Origin of the sequence: Thermaerobacter sp. PB12/4term, from assembly GCF_003403315.2 — a bacterium.
In the GTDB taxonomy this organism is placed as follows: domain Bacteria; phylum Bacillota; class Sulfobacillia; order Thermaerobacterales; family Thermaerobacteraceae; genus Thermaerobacter.
In genome coordinates, this window is record NZ_CP048407.1 from 521,086 (window position 1) to 536,764 (window position 15,679).

At 74.2% G+C, this 15,679-nt stretch carries 12 protein-coding genes; 11 read left to right on the top strand and 1 reads right to left on the bottom strand.

Going from position 1 to position 15,679, the window contains the following annotated elements:
• The first annotated feature begins 13 nt into the window (after positions 1 to 13).
• From DYI95_RS02175 to DYI95_RS02185, 3 genes are all read left to right on the top strand, one after another.
• Positions 14 to 1,048: an ABC transporter permease gene (locus DYI95_RS02175; RefSeq protein ID WP_116901031.1), complete on the top strand. Its 1,035-nt coding sequence runs from the start codon at positions 14 to 16 to the stop codon at positions 1,046 to 1,048.
• 100 nt (positions 1,049 to 1,148) lie between these two features.
• Entirely contained in the window at positions 1,149 to 1,961 is an 813-nt protein-coding gene (locus tag DYI95_RS02180; protein WP_116901030.1) for an ABC transporter ATP-binding protein, read from the top strand.
• Between the two features lie 203 nt (positions 1,962 to 2,164).
• Positions 2,165 to 3,217 (top strand): cation diffusion facilitator family transporter, encoded by a 1,053-nt coding sequence (locus tag DYI95_RS02185; RefSeq protein ID WP_116901029.1) that lies wholly within the window; start codon positions 2,165 to 2,167, stop codon positions 3,215 to 3,217.
• A gap of 36 nt (positions 3,218 to 3,253) precedes the next feature.
• Here DYI95_RS02185 and DYI95_RS02190 read toward each other — a convergent pair whose 3' ends face one another.
• Complete coding sequence (locus tag DYI95_RS02190) at positions 3,254 to 3,457, bottom strand: YHS domain-containing protein (RefSeq protein WP_006904356.1); 204 nt, start codon at positions 3,455 to 3,457, stop codon at positions 3,254 to 3,256.
• A 324-nt stretch (positions 3,458 to 3,781) separates the two neighbouring features.
• On the opposite strand from DYI95_RS02190, the gene rlmD reads away from it, so the two are divergent.
• The 8 genes from rlmD (at position 3,782) to DYI95_RS02230 (ending at position 15,675) form a co-directional block, all read left to right on the top strand.
• The gene (gene rlmD, locus DYI95_RS02195; RefSeq protein WP_243149802.1) at positions 3,782 to 5,491 is read left to right on the top strand and encodes a 23S rRNA (uracil(1939)-C(5))-methyltransferase RlmD; all 1,710 of its coding nucleotides are present in this window, start codon (positions 3,782 to 3,784) and stop codon (positions 5,489 to 5,491) included.
• Positions 5,492 to 5,606: 115 nt separating this feature from the next.
• Positions 5,607 to 6,467 carry a hydrogen peroxide-dependent heme synthase gene (gene hemQ / locus DYI95_RS02200; protein WP_116901027.1) on the top strand — a complete coding sequence of 287 codons (861 nt, stop codon included), beginning with the start codon at positions 5,607 to 5,609 and terminating at the stop codon, positions 6,465 to 6,467.
• A gap of 226 nt (positions 6,468 to 6,693) precedes the next feature.
• A complete protein-coding gene (locus tag DYI95_RS02205; protein WP_116901026.1) occupies positions 6,694 to 8,550 on the top strand; it encodes an amidase in 1,857 nt (618 codons plus the stop codon).
• A gap of 434 nt (positions 8,551 to 8,984) precedes the next feature.
• On the top strand, positions 8,985 to 10,523 hold the full coding sequence (locus DYI95_RS02210) for an alkaline phosphatase family protein (RefSeq protein ID WP_116901019.1): 1,539 nt from the start codon (positions 8,985 to 8,987) through the stop codon (positions 10,521 to 10,523).
• Positions 10,520 to 11,584, top strand: a complete 1,065-nt coding sequence (locus DYI95_RS02215) for a glycosyltransferase family 2 protein (RefSeq protein WP_243149803.1) — start codon at positions 10,520 to 10,522, stop codon at positions 11,582 to 11,584. The genes DYI95_RS02210 and DYI95_RS02215 overlap by 4 nt, the downstream gene beginning before the upstream one ends.
• A 291-nt stretch (positions 11,585 to 11,875) precedes the next feature.
• Complete coding sequence (locus DYI95_RS02220) at positions 11,876 to 12,559, top strand: hypothetical protein (RefSeq protein ID WP_116901018.1); 684 nt, start codon at positions 11,876 to 11,878, stop codon at positions 12,557 to 12,559.
• Between the two features lie 5 nt (positions 12,560 to 12,564).
• Complete coding sequence (locus DYI95_RS02225; RefSeq protein ID WP_243149804.1) at positions 12,565 to 13,788, top strand: iron ABC transporter substrate-binding protein; 1,224 nt, start codon at positions 12,565 to 12,567, stop codon at positions 13,786 to 13,788.
• A gap of 387 nt (positions 13,789 to 14,175) precedes the next feature.
• The gene (locus DYI95_RS02230) at positions 14,176 to 15,675 is read left to right on the top strand and encodes a hypothetical protein (protein ID WP_116901024.1); all 1,500 of its coding nucleotides are present in this window, start codon (positions 14,176 to 14,178) and stop codon (positions 15,673 to 15,675) included.
• The last annotated feature ends 4 nt before the right edge of the window (positions 15,676 to 15,679 follow it).

Here is a 15,679-nt window from a genome sequence, read left to right on the forward strand (position 1 = left end):
AGGAGGGAATGCCATGCTGAACCGGCGACAGGTGCAGGGTGACGGCTGGGCGCGGCAGCCGGGGCTGGAAGCGCCGGCGGCCGCGGGGGGCCGGCAGGACCGGCAGGCGGTGGTCCCCGCGGGGGCCACCGCGGAAAGGGGGCCCGGCGGGCCGGACGACCGCCGGTACGAGGCCGGTGCCCTGTCTCCAGGCGCCAACGGCGCCGGCCGGCGCCGGGCGGGGATCCTGCCCGGAAGGGGATCCCGGTGGGGCCGGGCCGGCGGTGCCGGGGCGGTTCCGGGGCGCCGCGTCCCCTGGCTCGATCGCGAGCGGTGGCTTTCCGTTGTCAGCCCCATCGCCCTGCTCCTCATCTGGGAGCTCATGGTCCGGGCGGGCATGCTGGATCCCCGGTTCTTCCCGCCGCCCAGCCGAATTGCCGTGCGGTTTGCCGCCATGGTGGCCGACGGGACCCTGGCCCAGCACCTGGGCATCAGCCTCCTGCGCGTCATCCTGGGCTTTGCCGCCGGCGCCATCCCGGCGGTGATCCTGGGCCTGACCATGGGTCTCTTCCCCCTGGTGCGGGCGGTGCTGGAGCCCATCGTGGCGGCCATCTACCCGATCCCCAAGATCGCCCTGCTGCCGCTTCTGCTGATGATCTTCGGCGTGGGCGAGGCCTTCAAGGTGGTGACCATTGCCCTGGGCTGCTTCACCCTGGTGCTGGTCAACACCGTGGCCGGCGTGGTGAACATCGAGCGGATCTACGTGGACGTGGCGCGCAACTTCGGCGCCTCCCGCCTCGACTTCTACCGCACCGTGGCCTGGCCGGGCGCCCTGCCGATGATCTTCGCCGGCCTCAAGCTGGGCATGGGCGTCTCGCTGCTGCTCATCGTGGCCGCCGAGATGATCGGCGCCCGCAGCGGCCTGGGCTACCTGATCTGGAACTCCTACCAGGTTTGGGACATGGCCGCCATGTACATCGGCCTGGTGCTGATGAGCTTCTTCGGTTACGCCTTCACCATGGCCCTGAACGAACTGGAGCGGCTGGTGCTGCCCTGGCGCCCCCGGTAGGCGGGGCCCAGGGCCGGCAATGCCGGAACGGAGGTTGCGGGGCGGCGGCCTGCCGCGAGGGGGAAGCCGGGGTGACGGGACGGCTTCAGGGGGGATGAGGATGTCCGAGCGGTGGAAGATCCGGATCCGCGGCCTGCGCAAGGAGTTCGTCGCCCGCCGCCGGGTGGTGACCGCGCTGGACGGGGTCGACCTGGAGGTGCAGGAGGGCGAGTTCGTCTGCCTGGTGGGGCCGTCGGGCTGCGGCAAGACCACGCTGCTGCGGATCCTGGCCGGCCTGGAGAGACCCACGGCGGGCGACATCCAAGTGGCGCGCAGCGATCCCTCCCGGCCTCTGCAGGCCATGGTGTTCCAGGAGCAGTCGGTGTTCCCCTGGATGACCGTCCGGCGCAACATCGGCTACGGCCTGGCCCTGCGGCGGGTGCCCCGGGCCGAGCGGGAACGCATCGTCGACCACTACCTCAAGCTGGTGGGCCTCGAAGCCTTCGCCGACGCCTATCCCCACCAGCTCTCCGGCGGCATGAAGCAGCGGGTCAGCGTGGCCCGGGCCTTTGCGGTCGACCCGGAGATCCTGTTGATGGATGAACCCTTCGCCGCCCTGGACGAGCAGAACAAGCTGCTGCTGGCCCAAGAGCTGCTCCGCCTCTGGGAGGCGAACCGCAAGACGGTGCTCTACGTCACCCACTCCATCGACGAGGCGATCCACCTGGCCGACCGCATCGTGGTCTTCACCGCCTCGCCGGGGCGGATCAAGGCCCAGGTGCCGGTGGCCATCCCGCGCCAGCGGGACCTGGACACCCTGCGCAGCCACCCGGCCTACGCGGCCACCTACCAGCGGGTGTGGGAGGCCCTGCGGGACGAGGTGCTGGCGGCGCGGGAGCGCGACGAGCGCCGGCTGGTGGCCGGGCGGCGCTAGTGGATGCCGGCTCCCGGCCGCGGCCCGCCCATTCATCCCGGGCGCCTGGGGAGCGGCAGCCGCACCCGGGGTTCACCGGACCGGTGGCGGAGGCTATACTGGAACCGTTGTGGGAGGGAGGCCGCACCCCTGGGTGGCGGGCCTCCCTCCCCGCGTGTCGAGGGATTTGCACGACGGCAACCTTGTTGTGGGGAGGAAATCCGGTGACGGCGCAGGCGCGGGCTCACCGCCAGGGGCAGGACCAGGCCGTCCGGGCCAGCTTGAAGGGGGCCTGGCTGAGCGCAGCCAGCTACGTCGTGTTGAGTGCGGTGAAGATCGGGGTAGGCTGGCGGGCCGGGTCGCGGGGCATGCTGGCCGACGGGCTCAACAACCTGACCGACGTGCTGGCATCGGTGGCCGTCCTGTGGGGCATCCGGGCCGCGGCGCGGCCGGCCGACGCCGAGCACCGCTACGGCCACGGCCGGGCGGAGACCGTCGCCCAGCTGGTGGTGGGCACCGTGATGGGCATGGTCGGGCTGAACGTGGGCCTGTCGGCCCTGCAGGCCGCCCTGGCGCCCAACCTGGAGCCGCCGGAGCCCTATGCGGCCGGGGTGGGCCTCGCTGCGGCAGCGGTGATGGCCGCGGTGTACTTCTACAACCGGGCCCTGGCCCGGCGCACCGGCAGCCCCGCCCTGCGCGCAGCCGCCCGCGACCACAGCTCCGATGCTCTGGTCAGCCTGGGCACGGTGGTGGGCATCTGGGGAGCCGGCCGGGGCTGGACCTGGCTCGATCCCGTGGCGGGCGTGGTGGTGGGGCTGCTGGTGGTGCGGACGGCCTGGCGGCTGGCCAGCGAGGCGACGCATGAGCTCCTGGACGGCTTCGAGCCGGAGCGCGTGCAGCGGCTGGGCCGGCGGGTGGCCCGCGTGCCCGGCGTGGAGACGGTCCGGGACGTCCGGGGGCGCCGCCTGGGCAAGGCCACGGCCATCGACGTGACCATTACCGTCGACCCCGGCTTGACGGTGGAGGAATCCCACGCCGTGGCCGACCGGGTCGAACAGGTCCTGCGCCAGGATCCCGACGTGACGCACGTCCACGTGCACGTAGAGCCCCACCGGGGAAAGGGTCCGGCCCGCCGCCGGGGGCCGGACCCGGAGGCCGGCGCGAGGGCCGGACCGGCCGGTTCGTCCCCGGAAGCCGGGAGGCCGGGCCGCCCGGTGACGCCGGTGGGACCTGCCGGCCGCAGGGGAGAAGACCCGGGGGACGGCCGGAAGGGCTGAGGGATCCGGCGCCGCAGCAGGCCGGTTCAGGCCGGGTCAGGCCGGCCCGTCGCCGTGGATGGCGTCGTGGTGGGTTCCCGGTGCCTGCTTGATGTACCTTTCCGGGTCCTGCTCGAACTGCTTGCGGCAGTAGGGGCAGCAGAAATAATAGGTGGTGCCGCGGTACTGCACCGTCTCGATACCCATCTCCTCGGCGGTCGACTCGTCGATGGTCATGCCGCATACGGGATCGACGGCCACGTCCCATGCGCCTCCTCGGTGCAGGCTGCAGGCCGCGCAGGCGGTGCCCGCGGGCCCGTTGCATGTGTATGTAGAGAATTGGCCGCCCGCCCGGGCATCCCTGCCCCGGCGGGTTGGACCGGCCCGGGAGGACTGGTCATGCCGCAAGATTCGCACCGCCGCCCACGAGCCCGCTCCCGGCGTTCCGGGACCCGGTTCCCCGGGCAGCCCGCGGACCGGCACCAGGCTCACCGCCGGCCCGCTCCGGGGGGCCGGCCGCAGGGTGCCGAACCGCAGGGGCACCGGGCGGCGGCCGCTGATCCGGCAGGGCACGGGCCGCCCACCGTGTCCCCCGCGTCCCCCCAGGCCGCCCCATCCCCCGCGCCCCTTCAGGTGGGCCAGGTGGTCGAGCTGGAACCCCATGCCCTGGCGGCCGGCGGGGACGCGGTGGCCCGCTACGGCGGCATGGCCGTGTTCGTCCCCTGGGTCGCCCCGGGGGACCGGATCCGCGCCCGGGTGACCGAGGTGAAGCCCCGCTACGCCCGGGCGGCGGCGGAGGCCGTACTGGCGCCGGGGCCGGACCGGGTAAGCCCCACCTGTCCTCTCTTTGCCCGCTGCGGCGGTTGCCGGCTGCAGCACCTGTCGTACCCGGCCCAGCTGGCCTGGAAGCGCCGCCTGGTGGTCGACGCCCTGGAGCGGGTGGGGCGGCTGGAGGCGCCGCCGGTGGCTGAGACCCTGGGTATGGACCCGCCCTGGTTCTACCGCAACAAGGCCGCCCTGCCCGTCCGCCGGCTGCCCGGCGGGCGCGTGGCCATGGGCTTCTTCGCCCCCGGCACCCACACCGTCGTCGACCTGGAAGAACACGGCTGCGCCATCCAGCACCCGGTGATCAACCAGGTGGCGGCCGCCCTGCGCCGCTGGCTGGAGGAAGACCCGGACGGCCGGGCGACGAGCACCTATGACGAGGAGCGGCACCAGGGACTGTTGCGGCATCTGGTGGTGCGGGTGGGGCTGCGGACGGGCGAGGCGCTGGCCGGGCTGGTGATCAACGGCGACGGCCTGCCGGGGGAAGAGCGGCTGGCCCGGCACCTGCAAGAGCAGGTGCCGGCCCTGGCGGGTGTGGTGAAGAACCTGAACCGGCGCCGCGGCAATGCGATCCTCGGACCGGAGACGGTGCCCATCGCCGGCCGGCCGTGGATCGTCGACCGCCTGGGCGGGCTGGAGTTCCGCATCTCCCTGGAGTCCTTCTACCAGGTCAACCCCGTCCAGGCCGAGCGGCTCTACCAGGTGGCCCTGGACTACGCCCTGGCGGGCCGGGAGGCCGGGTCCGCCGCCATGGGTTCGAACCCGGGGGCGGCGGTGGCCGAACGGGATACCGCGGCCGGCCGGCCGGCCCGGGACGCCGGGGCCACCGGGGCGAGGCGGGACCCCGGGACGGGGGACGCCGGGACTGCGGCAGGCGGCCGTCCTTTCTGGCTGGTCGATGCCTACGCCGGGATCGGCACCCTGGCGCTGCTGGCGGCGGCCCGGCTGGCCGCCGGCACCGCCGGCCGGGGGGTGGCCGGCTCCGGCTACCGGGTGACGGCCATCGAGGTGGTGCCCGAGGCCACGGCCGACGCCCGCGTCAACGCCGAACGCAACGGCCTGCAGGGCGTGGAGTTCATCAACGGCGCGGTGGAGGACGTCCTGCCCCGCCTGGCCGCGGAGAGCCAGGGCGGCGCCGGAGGCGGGGACGGGGCCGCGGCCCGCGGCGGCCGGCCCGACGGGATCCTCCTCGATCCGCCGCGCAAGGGCTGCGAGCCCGCGGCGCTTGCGGCGTGCCTCGAGCTGGCGCCTCCCCGGATCGTCTACGTTTCCTGCAATCCCGTCACCCTGGCCCGGGACCTGGCCGTGCTCTGCGACACGGGCTCGCCGGCGGCGCCCGCCGTCCATGGCAGCGGCCGGCGGCGGGGGCGGCGGGCCCGCTACCGCCTCGAGGCCGTCCAGCCGGTGGACATGTTCCCCCATACCGCCCACGTGGAGTGTGCCGCACTGCTGGTCCTGGAGGAAGGGTGAGGGCAGGGGACCCGGTGCAGGGCTGCAAGTTGGGGACGGGCCGCCCGGTCCGGCCACGCCGCCCTTGTCCCTCGCCGCGCCTTCTGTCATGCTCGTGGCGGTGAGGTGGATGCCCATGCACCCCGGTGGAACCGAAACCAGCCATCACTCCGCAAACCCCCAGTCGACCCACAATGCACCGCCCTTCACCCTGGAGGGCTGGTTCATCCTGCACGATTTCCGGCGGCTCGACTGGCGCCGCTGGAAGGGGCTCGACCCCGCCCGGCGGGCCCAGATTGCCCGCGAGGCGGCCGCGTTCCTCCGCCACGTGGAGGCCGCGGGGGACACGGGCGAGGGGGCCAGCGCCCTCTATCGCGTGGTGGGCCACAAGGCGGATCTGCTGTGGCTCCACTTCCGCCCGGCCCTGGCCGACCTGGGCGAGCTGGAGGCGGCCTTGGCCCGGACGGCCCTGGGCGACTATCTGGAGCCGGTGTACTCCTACGTCTCGGTGACGGAGCTGAGCTTTTACCGGTCCGGACCGGGCGGTCCCGAGCGGGACGTGCGCCAGGAGCCCTTCGTCCGCGCTCGCCTGTACCCCGCCATCCCGCCGGCCCGGCACGCCTGCTTCTATCCGATGAACAAGAAGCGGGCCGGCGCCGACAACTGGTACACCCTGCCCTTTGAAGAACGCGGCCGCCTGATGCACAGCCACGGGCTCATCGGCCGCAAGTATGCGGGCCGGGTCACCCAGATCATCAGCGGGTCCGTGGGGCTGGACGACTGGGAGTGGGGTGTCACCCTCTTCGCCGACGACCCCGTGGACTTCAAGCGGGTGGTCTACGAGATGCGCTTCGACGAGGCCAGCGCCCGCTACGGCGAGTTCGGCCCCTTCTACGTGGGAGTTCGCCTGGAGCCCGGCGAGCTGGTGCGGTTCCTCTGCCCCGAGACGGCGGCCGGGGCGGCGGGGGCCCAGGCGGCTGGCGGCTCCGGGCGCTGAGCCGGGTGCCCGGCCTTTCCCACCGGCTCGCACCTCGGAGTCGTCGAGGCCACGCCGCGGGCATCATCCCCTGGGCCCAGGCGGTCATCCTCTGGCGGGTCCGGCGGCGGCGAACCCAGGCTGCCGGGCCTGCCCGGTTTTTCCCGGCCCTTCGCCGCGGCCGGGTAGGGACGGGCCGGCCCGTCACGAAATCCCCGGCAAAGCAAAGGCAACAGGGGGTGCCCTCTTGGAAGAGCTGGTCCGTTCCATGGCTGAAGAGCTCCTGGGCCGCGGCGCGGTGGAGGACGAGGTGATCCGGGAGACGGCCGCCCGCCTGGAGGGGCTCGTCGCCCGCCTGCGGGCCTTCGGCGAGGAGGTGCTGGGCGAGACGCTGCCCGCCATCGCCTTCGACCCCGGCCACCCCGCCTACCACGCCGCCCCCGGCCTGCCGGTGGCAGCCCTCGAACGCCTGGGCACGGCGGGCGGGACGGGCTACGGGGCGGCCCGCCCTGCGGCTCCGCCTTCCGGGACGGAAGGCGCCGGGACCGGGTCCAGCCGCGAGGCGGCGGGCGGGGACCGGGAACGTTCCACCCGGGCCGCCGGGTCCTGGGCGGCCCCCGGCCGGCGGGCCATGGCCGGCGGGCCGCTGGCCGGAGTGAGCGCGGGGGAACTGGTCGAAGCCTTCCGCCGCGGCCGGCTGGGGGTCGAGGAGGTCACCCGGGCCGTTCTCGAGCAGGTGGAAACCCTGGACCGGGACCTTCGCGCTTTCGTCACCGTGACGGCCGAACAGGCCCTGGCCACGGCCCGCCGCCGGGATGAGGAGCTGGCCCGCTGGCGGCGCGGCGGGGGCGGGGCAGGGGAGGGTGCCGGCGGGCCAGGTGCCCTGTTCGGGGTGCCCGTGGCCCTGAAGGACCTCATCGACCTGGCCGGCGTGCCCACCACGGCCGGCTCCCGGGTGCGGGCCGGCCACGTGGCCCGGGAGAGCGCCACGGTGGTCCGGCGGCTGGAGGCGGCGGGGGCCGTGATCGTGGGCAAGACGGCCACCCACGAGTTCGCCTTCGGCGCCACCACCGACACGCCCTTCCACGGCCCTGTGCACAACCCGTGGAACCTCGAGCACTCGGCGGGGGGTTCCAGCGGCGGCTCCGGTGCGGTGGTGGGGGCGGGCCTGTTGCCCGTGGCCCTGGGCACCGACACCGGCGGCTCCATCCGGATTCCCGCCGCCGCCTGCGGCACCGTGGGACTCAAGCCCACCTACGGCCGGGTAAGCCGGCACGGCACCGTGCCTCTCAGCTGGTCCCTGGACCATACCGGGCCCCTGGCGGGCACCGTGGCCGACGCCGCCCGGGTGCTGGAGGTCCTGGCCGGACCCGATCCCCTGGATCCGGCCACCGTGCCCGCCACCGCCCAGGGCCTGGTCGAGGCCGCGGCATCGGGGGCCGCCGGGGACCTGGGGGGCGTGCGGGTGGGGGTGCTGGCCGCCTGGGCCCGCGACCGGATCCACCCGGAGGTCGAGCAGGCCTTCGCCGCCGCCCTCCGGCACCTGCAGGCCATGGGGGCCGAGCTGGTGGAGATCGGAGGAACGGGTCCCGGCGAAGCCGACTTTCCCGCCGCCGGGGTACTGACCCTGGTGAACCGCCTGCTGGCCCTGGCCGAGGGGGGCGCCTACCATGCGGCCACCCTGGCGCGGCAGGGCGGGGACTACAGCCGGGAGGTGCGGATCCGGTTCGAGCTGGGCCAGTTCCTCCTGGCCCGGGACTACCTGCTGGCCCAGCGGCTGCGGACCGAGCTGGCCCGCCGGGCGGCGGCGGTGATGGCGCGCTGCCATGTGCTGGTGGCGCCCACCCTGCCCATCCCGGCGCCGCGGCTGGGGCAGGCCACGTGGCAGCCCGAGGGTGCCGGCGCCGAGCCGGTGCCCGAGGCGCTGATCCGGCTGACGGCGCCCTTCAACGTCACCGGCCAGCCGGTGCTGTCGGTGCCGGTGGCCATCGGCCCCAGCGGGCTGCCCCTGGCCATCCAGATCGTGGGTCGGGCCTTCGACGAGGCCACGGTCCTGTGGGTCGGCGCGGCCCTGGAACGGGCCCGGGGCCCCCTGCGGGGGTGAGGGGCGGTACCGGGAGGACCGGGGGCCCCTGGCGACCGGCGGTTGGACCCGACCCGGGGGCGTGGTGCCTGCGGCCGGCGGTGGGATGGGGCCCGGCGGTTGCACGCGACCCGTGGGCGGAGCCAGCCGCCGGCCGCGGGACGCGTCCGGCGACCGGCCGGTAGGGGGCGGCGCCTCCGCCCGGAGGTGCCCAGCGGCTCCGTTCCAGCGAAACCGGTGAGAGTGAGCCTGGAGCCCACAGGCGGGGCCGGGACGCTGCGGCGTCCCGGCCCCGCTTTGCTTGGCTTGGCTTGCCTCCTTTGCCCCGAAATCCGACCGCTCGTCTTGACGCCCCGGGCGGCGGCCCGTTATACTTGGCCGCGGGCCACCATTATTGACACTCATTATCAACAAACCAACCTCCTGCGCAACGCGACCGGAGTGGAGGCGTGCCCGTGAAAGCGGCATCGGCCTTTGAGGTCATCGCAGCCCGCGGCTGGAACCTGCTCAACGAGGGCAAGAGCTTCTACCCGATCTTCAACCTGGGCCTGCTGGCGGTTCTGGTGGCGGCCGACCCGGCCTGGCGCCGGGGCGCCCTGGCAGGGGGCGGGGCGGGCCTGGCCCTGGCCCTGCTGGCCAGCCTGCCCCTGGTGCTGGCCTACATCCGCTGGGATTTCCCCCTGCACCTGCGCTGGTTCCTCTGGCCGCCGCTGCTGGCTTTCGGCCTGCTCTTCGGCTGGCCGCCGGCCGCCGCGGTGGGCCTGTCGGCCGGGCTGTACTTCTTCTTCACCGTCATCGTCTGGGGAACGATCTACTACCACCTGCGCACCGGCACGACCCTTTGGAACTTCCTCCGCTTCTGGAAGCTCGTCCTCAAGAACGCCGATTCCACCAGCGGCAACGCCCAGGAACAGCTGCCCAAGTCCTTCCTCACCCTGGCGGTGTGGCACCACCTGCTGGCAAGACCGGGTACCGCCTCCGCCGCCGCGGCGGGGCGCATGGAGGACCTCCTGCCCGTGTTCCTCTTCGCCCTGGCGGTGGCGGCCTACGGGGCGGTGGTCCACCGCCTCGGGTTCAACTGGCGGCCGGCCGAGTACCCGGACTACGCCCCGGTGCCCCCGCCGCTGCCCCAGCCGTCGCAGCGGGTGGTGGTCATCGTCATCGACGGGTGCCGCAAGGACAAGCTGGAGCGGGCCGAGACCCCCTTCCTGGACTGGCTGGCGGCCCGGGGGACCCGGTTCGACCGGATGGAGACGGTCTATCCTGCCCGGACGGTGGTCTGCTTCAGCTCGATGTTCACGGGCACCTACCCCAGGGAGCACGGCATCACCAGCAACCTGGTGCTGCGCCTGGGCGTACGGGACGAGAGCGCCTTCGACGTGCTGGCGCGCTACGGCCGCAAGGGCGTCCTGCTGGGGATCGCCCACCTGATCGACGCCTTCGGCGACCACGTGCGGGCCATCACCAGCGTGCAGAACGGCGACGAGGTGGACGGCAACATCATGGCCGCGGCCCGGGAGATCCTCCAGCGGGACGACCCGGACCTGCTCGTCGTCCAGCTGATCGCCACCGACCAGACCGGCCATGCCCGGGGTGTCCACTACCCGGAATACCTCCAGCGCATCCGCGAGGCCGACGCCCACATCGAGGCCTTCTTCGCCTGGATGCACCGCCACGGCTACACCCGGGACACCACCTTCCTGATCTGCGCCGACCACGGCCAGGGGGACGGCATCGGCGGCCACGGCCACCTGGGCGAGGGGGAGCGGTGGGTGCCCTTCTTCCTGGTGGGGCGGAACGTGGCCCGCGGCCGGCGCAGCGACCAGGCCCACAGCATCGTGTCGGTGGCCGGGACGCTGACGCACCTGCTGGGCCTCCCCCTGCCTGCCCGGGCCCGGGGGCCCGTGCTGGAGGAGGCGCTGGATCCCGGTGCCCCCGACCTGGCCCCGGACCTCGACCGCTACTTCGCTGCCGAGGGGAGGGCCGTCCTGTGAGGGAACGGGTTCATCCCCCGGGACGAACCGGCTGGGCCGCCCGGCTCGCGGCCGCCGGCAACCGGGCGGGGGATGCCGCTGCCCGGCCGGGAGGCGGGCCGGCAGCGGTCCGCGGCCGGCGCGCAGCCCGGGAGCGGCGCGCGGCCCGGGGGCGTGGCCACCGGTCCCCAGGCGGGGCCGGGGTGGCCGGCCTGACCTCCGGGCGGCGGCTGGTGGTGGTGTTCCTGCCGGCCTACAACGAGGCGGCTGCCATCGGCCAGGTGATCCGCCGGATCCCGCGGCCCGCCTGGCCGGGATGGGACACCCTGGTCCTGGTGCTGGACGACGGCTCGACCGACGGCACGGCCCAGGTGGCCCGGGCCGCCGGGGCGGACCTGGTGGTGCGGCACCCCCGCAACCGCGGCCTGGGCTACACCGTGCGGCAGGCCCTGCGCCTGGCCTACCGCCTGGGCGCCGGGGCGGCGGTGATGATCGACGCCGACGGCGAGTACCCGCCCGAGGCCATTCCGGACGTACTGGCGCCCATCATGGCAGGCCGGGCCGATTACGTGCTGGGCTCCCGCTTTCGCGGGCGCATCCGGGGCATGCGCTGGTACCGGCGGCTGGGCAACTACGCCTTCACCCTGCTGCAGGCCCTGATCCTGCGCCGGTGGATCAGCGACGGCCAGACGGGGCTGCGGGCGTTCAGCCGGCCCGCGCTCCGCCGCTGCCGGATCGTCCACGACTACAACTACGCCCAGGTGATGAATCTCAACCTTCTGCGCCAGGGGTTCCGCCTGGCCGAGGTGCCCATCCACTACCAGTTCCGGTCCACGGGCCAGTCCTTCGTCCGCTTCCGCGACTACGCCCGCCGGGTGCTCCCCGCCATGGTGCGGGAGCTGCGCCTGCCGGTCGAGCCGGCGCTGCGACGGGCCTATGAGCCCGGCCTGCCGGTGGAACCGGTGCCAGGGCGGGTGCGGGAGCTGGACCCGCCGGTGGAACCGGCACGGGGCCAGGGGGTGGTGGCTGGACAGGGTACGGCGGCCCCGGAGCTGGTCCGGCCCGCGGGCCGCACGGGGTGAGGCGGTGGCGCCGGCACTGGGGACCGGGGGCGCGGGGCGGAGGGGGGCGGCCGCGCCTGGCCCCGGGGAGCCCGGTAGGGCAGCCCGAGCCGGCCAGCCCTAGGCGGGCAGCGGTGGGGGCGGCGAGGGGGACGGCAAGCGGGGGGCGGGCAGGGGCCCGCCGAGCCCGCGGGAGGCCGGCGGGGGCGGTTCTCCGGGCGGTGGCCCGCCCGGCCCCGCCCGGAGACATCACCTGAGGTATCACCAACAGGCACACCAGCGGGCCGGAGGGCCCGCAAGGAGGGTGGTTCCATGACGGCACATGACGGGCGCCCGGGCGGGCGCCGCCCTTGCCGCCGGGCATGGGTGGGCCGGGCCGCCCTGGCGGCGGTGCTGGTCCTGACGGTCGTGGTGCTGGCGGCCTGCGGCCGCGGGGAAGACCGGCCGGGGACCGTGTCCGTGGATCCGGAGAGCTCGACCCCCTCGGTGTCGGGCTCGGGCACCGGTACGCACTCGGGCAGCGTGTCGGGCACCCACAGCGGGAGCAGCTCCGGCACCCACAGCGGCAGCGTCTCCGGCACCCATACCCACAGCGGCGCCGGGGCGGGTCACGTGGAGCCCAAGCCGGCCGGCGCCGCCCAGGTCAACGTCACCCTGAAGGAGTGGGCCATCGAGGTCGAACCGGCGGAGGTCAAGGCGGGTCAGGTCTACTTCCTGGTGACCAACGCCGGCCCCGAGCATCCCCACGAGCTGGTCATCGTCCGGTCCGATGCCGGGCCGGAGGAACTGCCTGTGGTGGACGGCCGGGTGCCCGAAGACCAGGTGGAGATGATCGGCGAGGTGGAGGCCTTCGCCGCCGGTACCCAGGCCTCGGGGCTCTTCACCCTGCAGCCGGGCCGCTACCTTCTGATCTGCAACATCGTCGAGGGTGAGGGCGAGCACGCGGTAAGCCACGTGGAAGAGGGCATGGTGGCCGAGCTCACCGTCACGCCTTGAAGGAGATGAGGCCCTTGCAGACCGTGGTCGAACAGGCGCCGGCCGCCTCCCGGCGGCCGGCGCCAGCGGGCAACGGCTGGAGTCCCGCCGCCGCACCCGGGGGCGGCCCGGACGGCGAACCCGTCGCTTCACCGCGGGCCCGGCGGGCCCGGGGAACCGCCGGTCACCGGGGTCCCGGGGCCTCGGGCTGGCGCCGCTACCTGGCGGCCGGGCACCGGCTCCTGGGGCCGGTGCTCCTCCTGGCGCTGGCCGGATTCGTTCTGGCGGGGTGCGGCCCGCTGGGCGGCGGCGGCAACCAGCAGCTGGTGATCTACTCCAGCCGGACCCAGAGCCTGGTCCACCCGCTGCTGGAGCAGTTCGCGAAAGAAACCGGCATCGACATCCGGGTGCGTTACGGCAGCACGGCCGAGCTGGTCAACACCCTGCTGGAAGAGAGGGACCGCACCGAGGCCGATGTCCTGTACCTGTCCGACGCCGGCGGCTGGGGCCCCCTGCGGGAGGCCGGCTTGCTGGCCCAGCTGCCCCAGGACGTTCTGGAGAAGGTCGACCCGCGGTTCCGCTCGCCGGACGGGCAGTGGGTGGGGGTGTCGGGCCGATCCAAGGTCATCGTCTACAACAAGGACCGCATCGATCCCACCCGTGACCTGCCCGATTCGGTCATGGACCTGACCGACCCCAAGTGGAAGGGCCGCGTCGGCTGGGCACCGACCCATGGGGAATGGCAGATCCTGGTCACCGCCATCCGGCTGACCCGGGGGGAAGAGGCGGCCCGGCAGTGGCTGGAGGGCATGAAGGCCAATGAGCCCAGGGAGTACCCCAACCTGATCAGCATCGTCCGGGCGGTGGCCGACGGCGAGATCGACATCGGTGTGGCCAACCACTACTACGTGCCGCGCCTCATGGAGGAGCTGGGCCCCGGCTTCGCCGCCCGCAACCACTTCCTCAAGAACGGCGATCCCGGCGCGGTGATCGACGTGACCGGGGCGGCCATCGTGCGTTCGACCGCCCAGAAGGAAGCGGCGGAGGGGTTCGTCCGGTTCCTGCTGAGCGAGGAGGCCCAGCGCTATTTCACCCAGCAGACCGAGGAGTACCCGATGATCGCCGGCGTCCCGCTCCCCGAGGGCGTGCCGCCCATGGAGGAGCTGGACCCGCCGGCCATCGACCAGAGCGACCTGGGCCAGATCCGGGAGACGGTCAACCTGCTGCGGGATACGGGCGTGCTGCCCTGAGAAAGCCTGCCTGGGGCAGCCTGAAGGGCAGGCCGGGAGCCGGCGGCACCGGCGGCGACGGTGCCGCCGGCCCGGCTGAGGCCGGCGGCGCCGCCGGATAGGACGGGTCCTCGGGGGTGCCGCCGGGCAGGCGCGGGGCCAAGGAGCAGGGACCGGGACGAAGCCGGGACGAAGCCGGGACGAAGCCGTGGCGAATCCCAGATGACGCCGACGAAGCGGGGATGAAGCCAGGACGGCAACCGCCGCCCGGCGGCCCGGGCGCCGCCGGGCAGGAGCGGGCGGTGGAAGATGCCCGGGACCCGGTGGCTCCGCCGGTCGCCCAGCAGCAACCGGTACGGGGTCGCCTGGCGGGTGCAGGCGGCTGCCGCGGACAAGGGGGTGGCGAGGATGGCCCGGAGGGCAGTGGCGCTGTTCGTCCTGCTGGCCGCGCTCTACAGCCTTTCGGCGGGCCTGCGGGCCAGCCGGGGCGCCGCCATCACGGGGGACGAGCCGTTCTACCTGCTCACCACCCAGAGCCTCCTGGAGGACGGCGACCTGGACCTGCGCCAGCAGTACCGGCGCCATTCCTACCGGGCCTTCTTCGACCATCCCGACGGCCTCTGGATGCAGTCGGTCCCCACGGCCGACGGGCGCATCCTGAGCCCCCACAACCCCGGGCTGCCGGTGCTGCTGATCCCCGGCTTCGCCCTGGGCGGCCTGCGGGGCGCCCAGCTCCAGCTCCAGCTGCTGGCCGCCCTGACCTTCGCCCTGGTCTACGTCTGGGTGGCCCGGGTGACGGGCGAGGCGCGCTGGAGCGCCTGGGCCACCCTGGCCCTGGCCCTGGCGGCCACGCCCTTCGTCTACGCCACGGAGATCTACCCGGAGGTGCCGGCTGCCCTGGTGCTGGTGGCGGCGCTACTGCTGCTGGAGGCCGGCGGGCCCGCGGCCGGGGATGCGGCGCGGGCTGCCGACGGTTCTTGCCACCTTCCCTTCGTCGCCGCGCCACGGGACCCTGGGGGAAGCCCCTCCCGGCGGCGGGAGGTGGCCCGTGCCCGGGTGCTGGCCCTCTTGCTGGCCGCCCTGCTCTGGCTGGGTATCAAATACGCGCCTCTGGCCGGGGTGGTGGCGGCGGCGACCTTCCTGAGGGCCGGGCGGGAGGGCCGCTGGGCGCTGGCCGGGGCGGGCGTGCTGCTGGCCGTGCCCTACGTGCTGTTCCACCTGCGGGTCTTCGGTGCCCTGACGCCCTACTCGGTCAACGTGGTGTACGCGGGCGACTCCACGCCCGAGGTGTTGCGGGCGCACGTGACGGACCTGGCCAACCGGTTCTACCGGCTCTGGGGGCTCTTCGTGGACCGCCGCTTCGGCCTGGCCCGCTGGGCGCCGGTGCTGCTTCTGGCGCTGCCGGGGATGGTGCTCATGGCACGGCGGAAGGGAGCCCCGCGCCTTGCCCTGGGCCTGATCGCGGCGCAGCACCTGATGGCGGTCTTCGTCGCCATCACCATGATGGGCTGGTGGTTCCCCGGCCGCACCGTGATGACCGTCCTGCCGCTCTACGCCCTGCCCCTGGCCCTGGTGCTGCAGCGGGGCGGGCGCGGGGCGCGCAGCGCCTTCTTCCTGCTGGCCGGGCTGTCGGTGGCGGTGACGGCGGCCCTGGTGCGGGCGGTCAACCTGAGGCAGGTCACGGTGGCCGTCGACCCCTTCGCCATGCCGGTGGGCTGGTTCCAGGCCATGGGCCTGCTGTTCCCGGACTACCGCTCCTGGGCGGGGAGCACCCCCTGGCTGACGGGGCTGTGGCTGGCCGTCCTGCTGGCACTGGGGAGCTGGGGATGGCGGCTTGACGGGATGGACTGGCGCGGCCGGCTGGACCGCCGGGACCGTTTGGCCGGGGGCCAGGCCTTGTTGAAATAGAGAA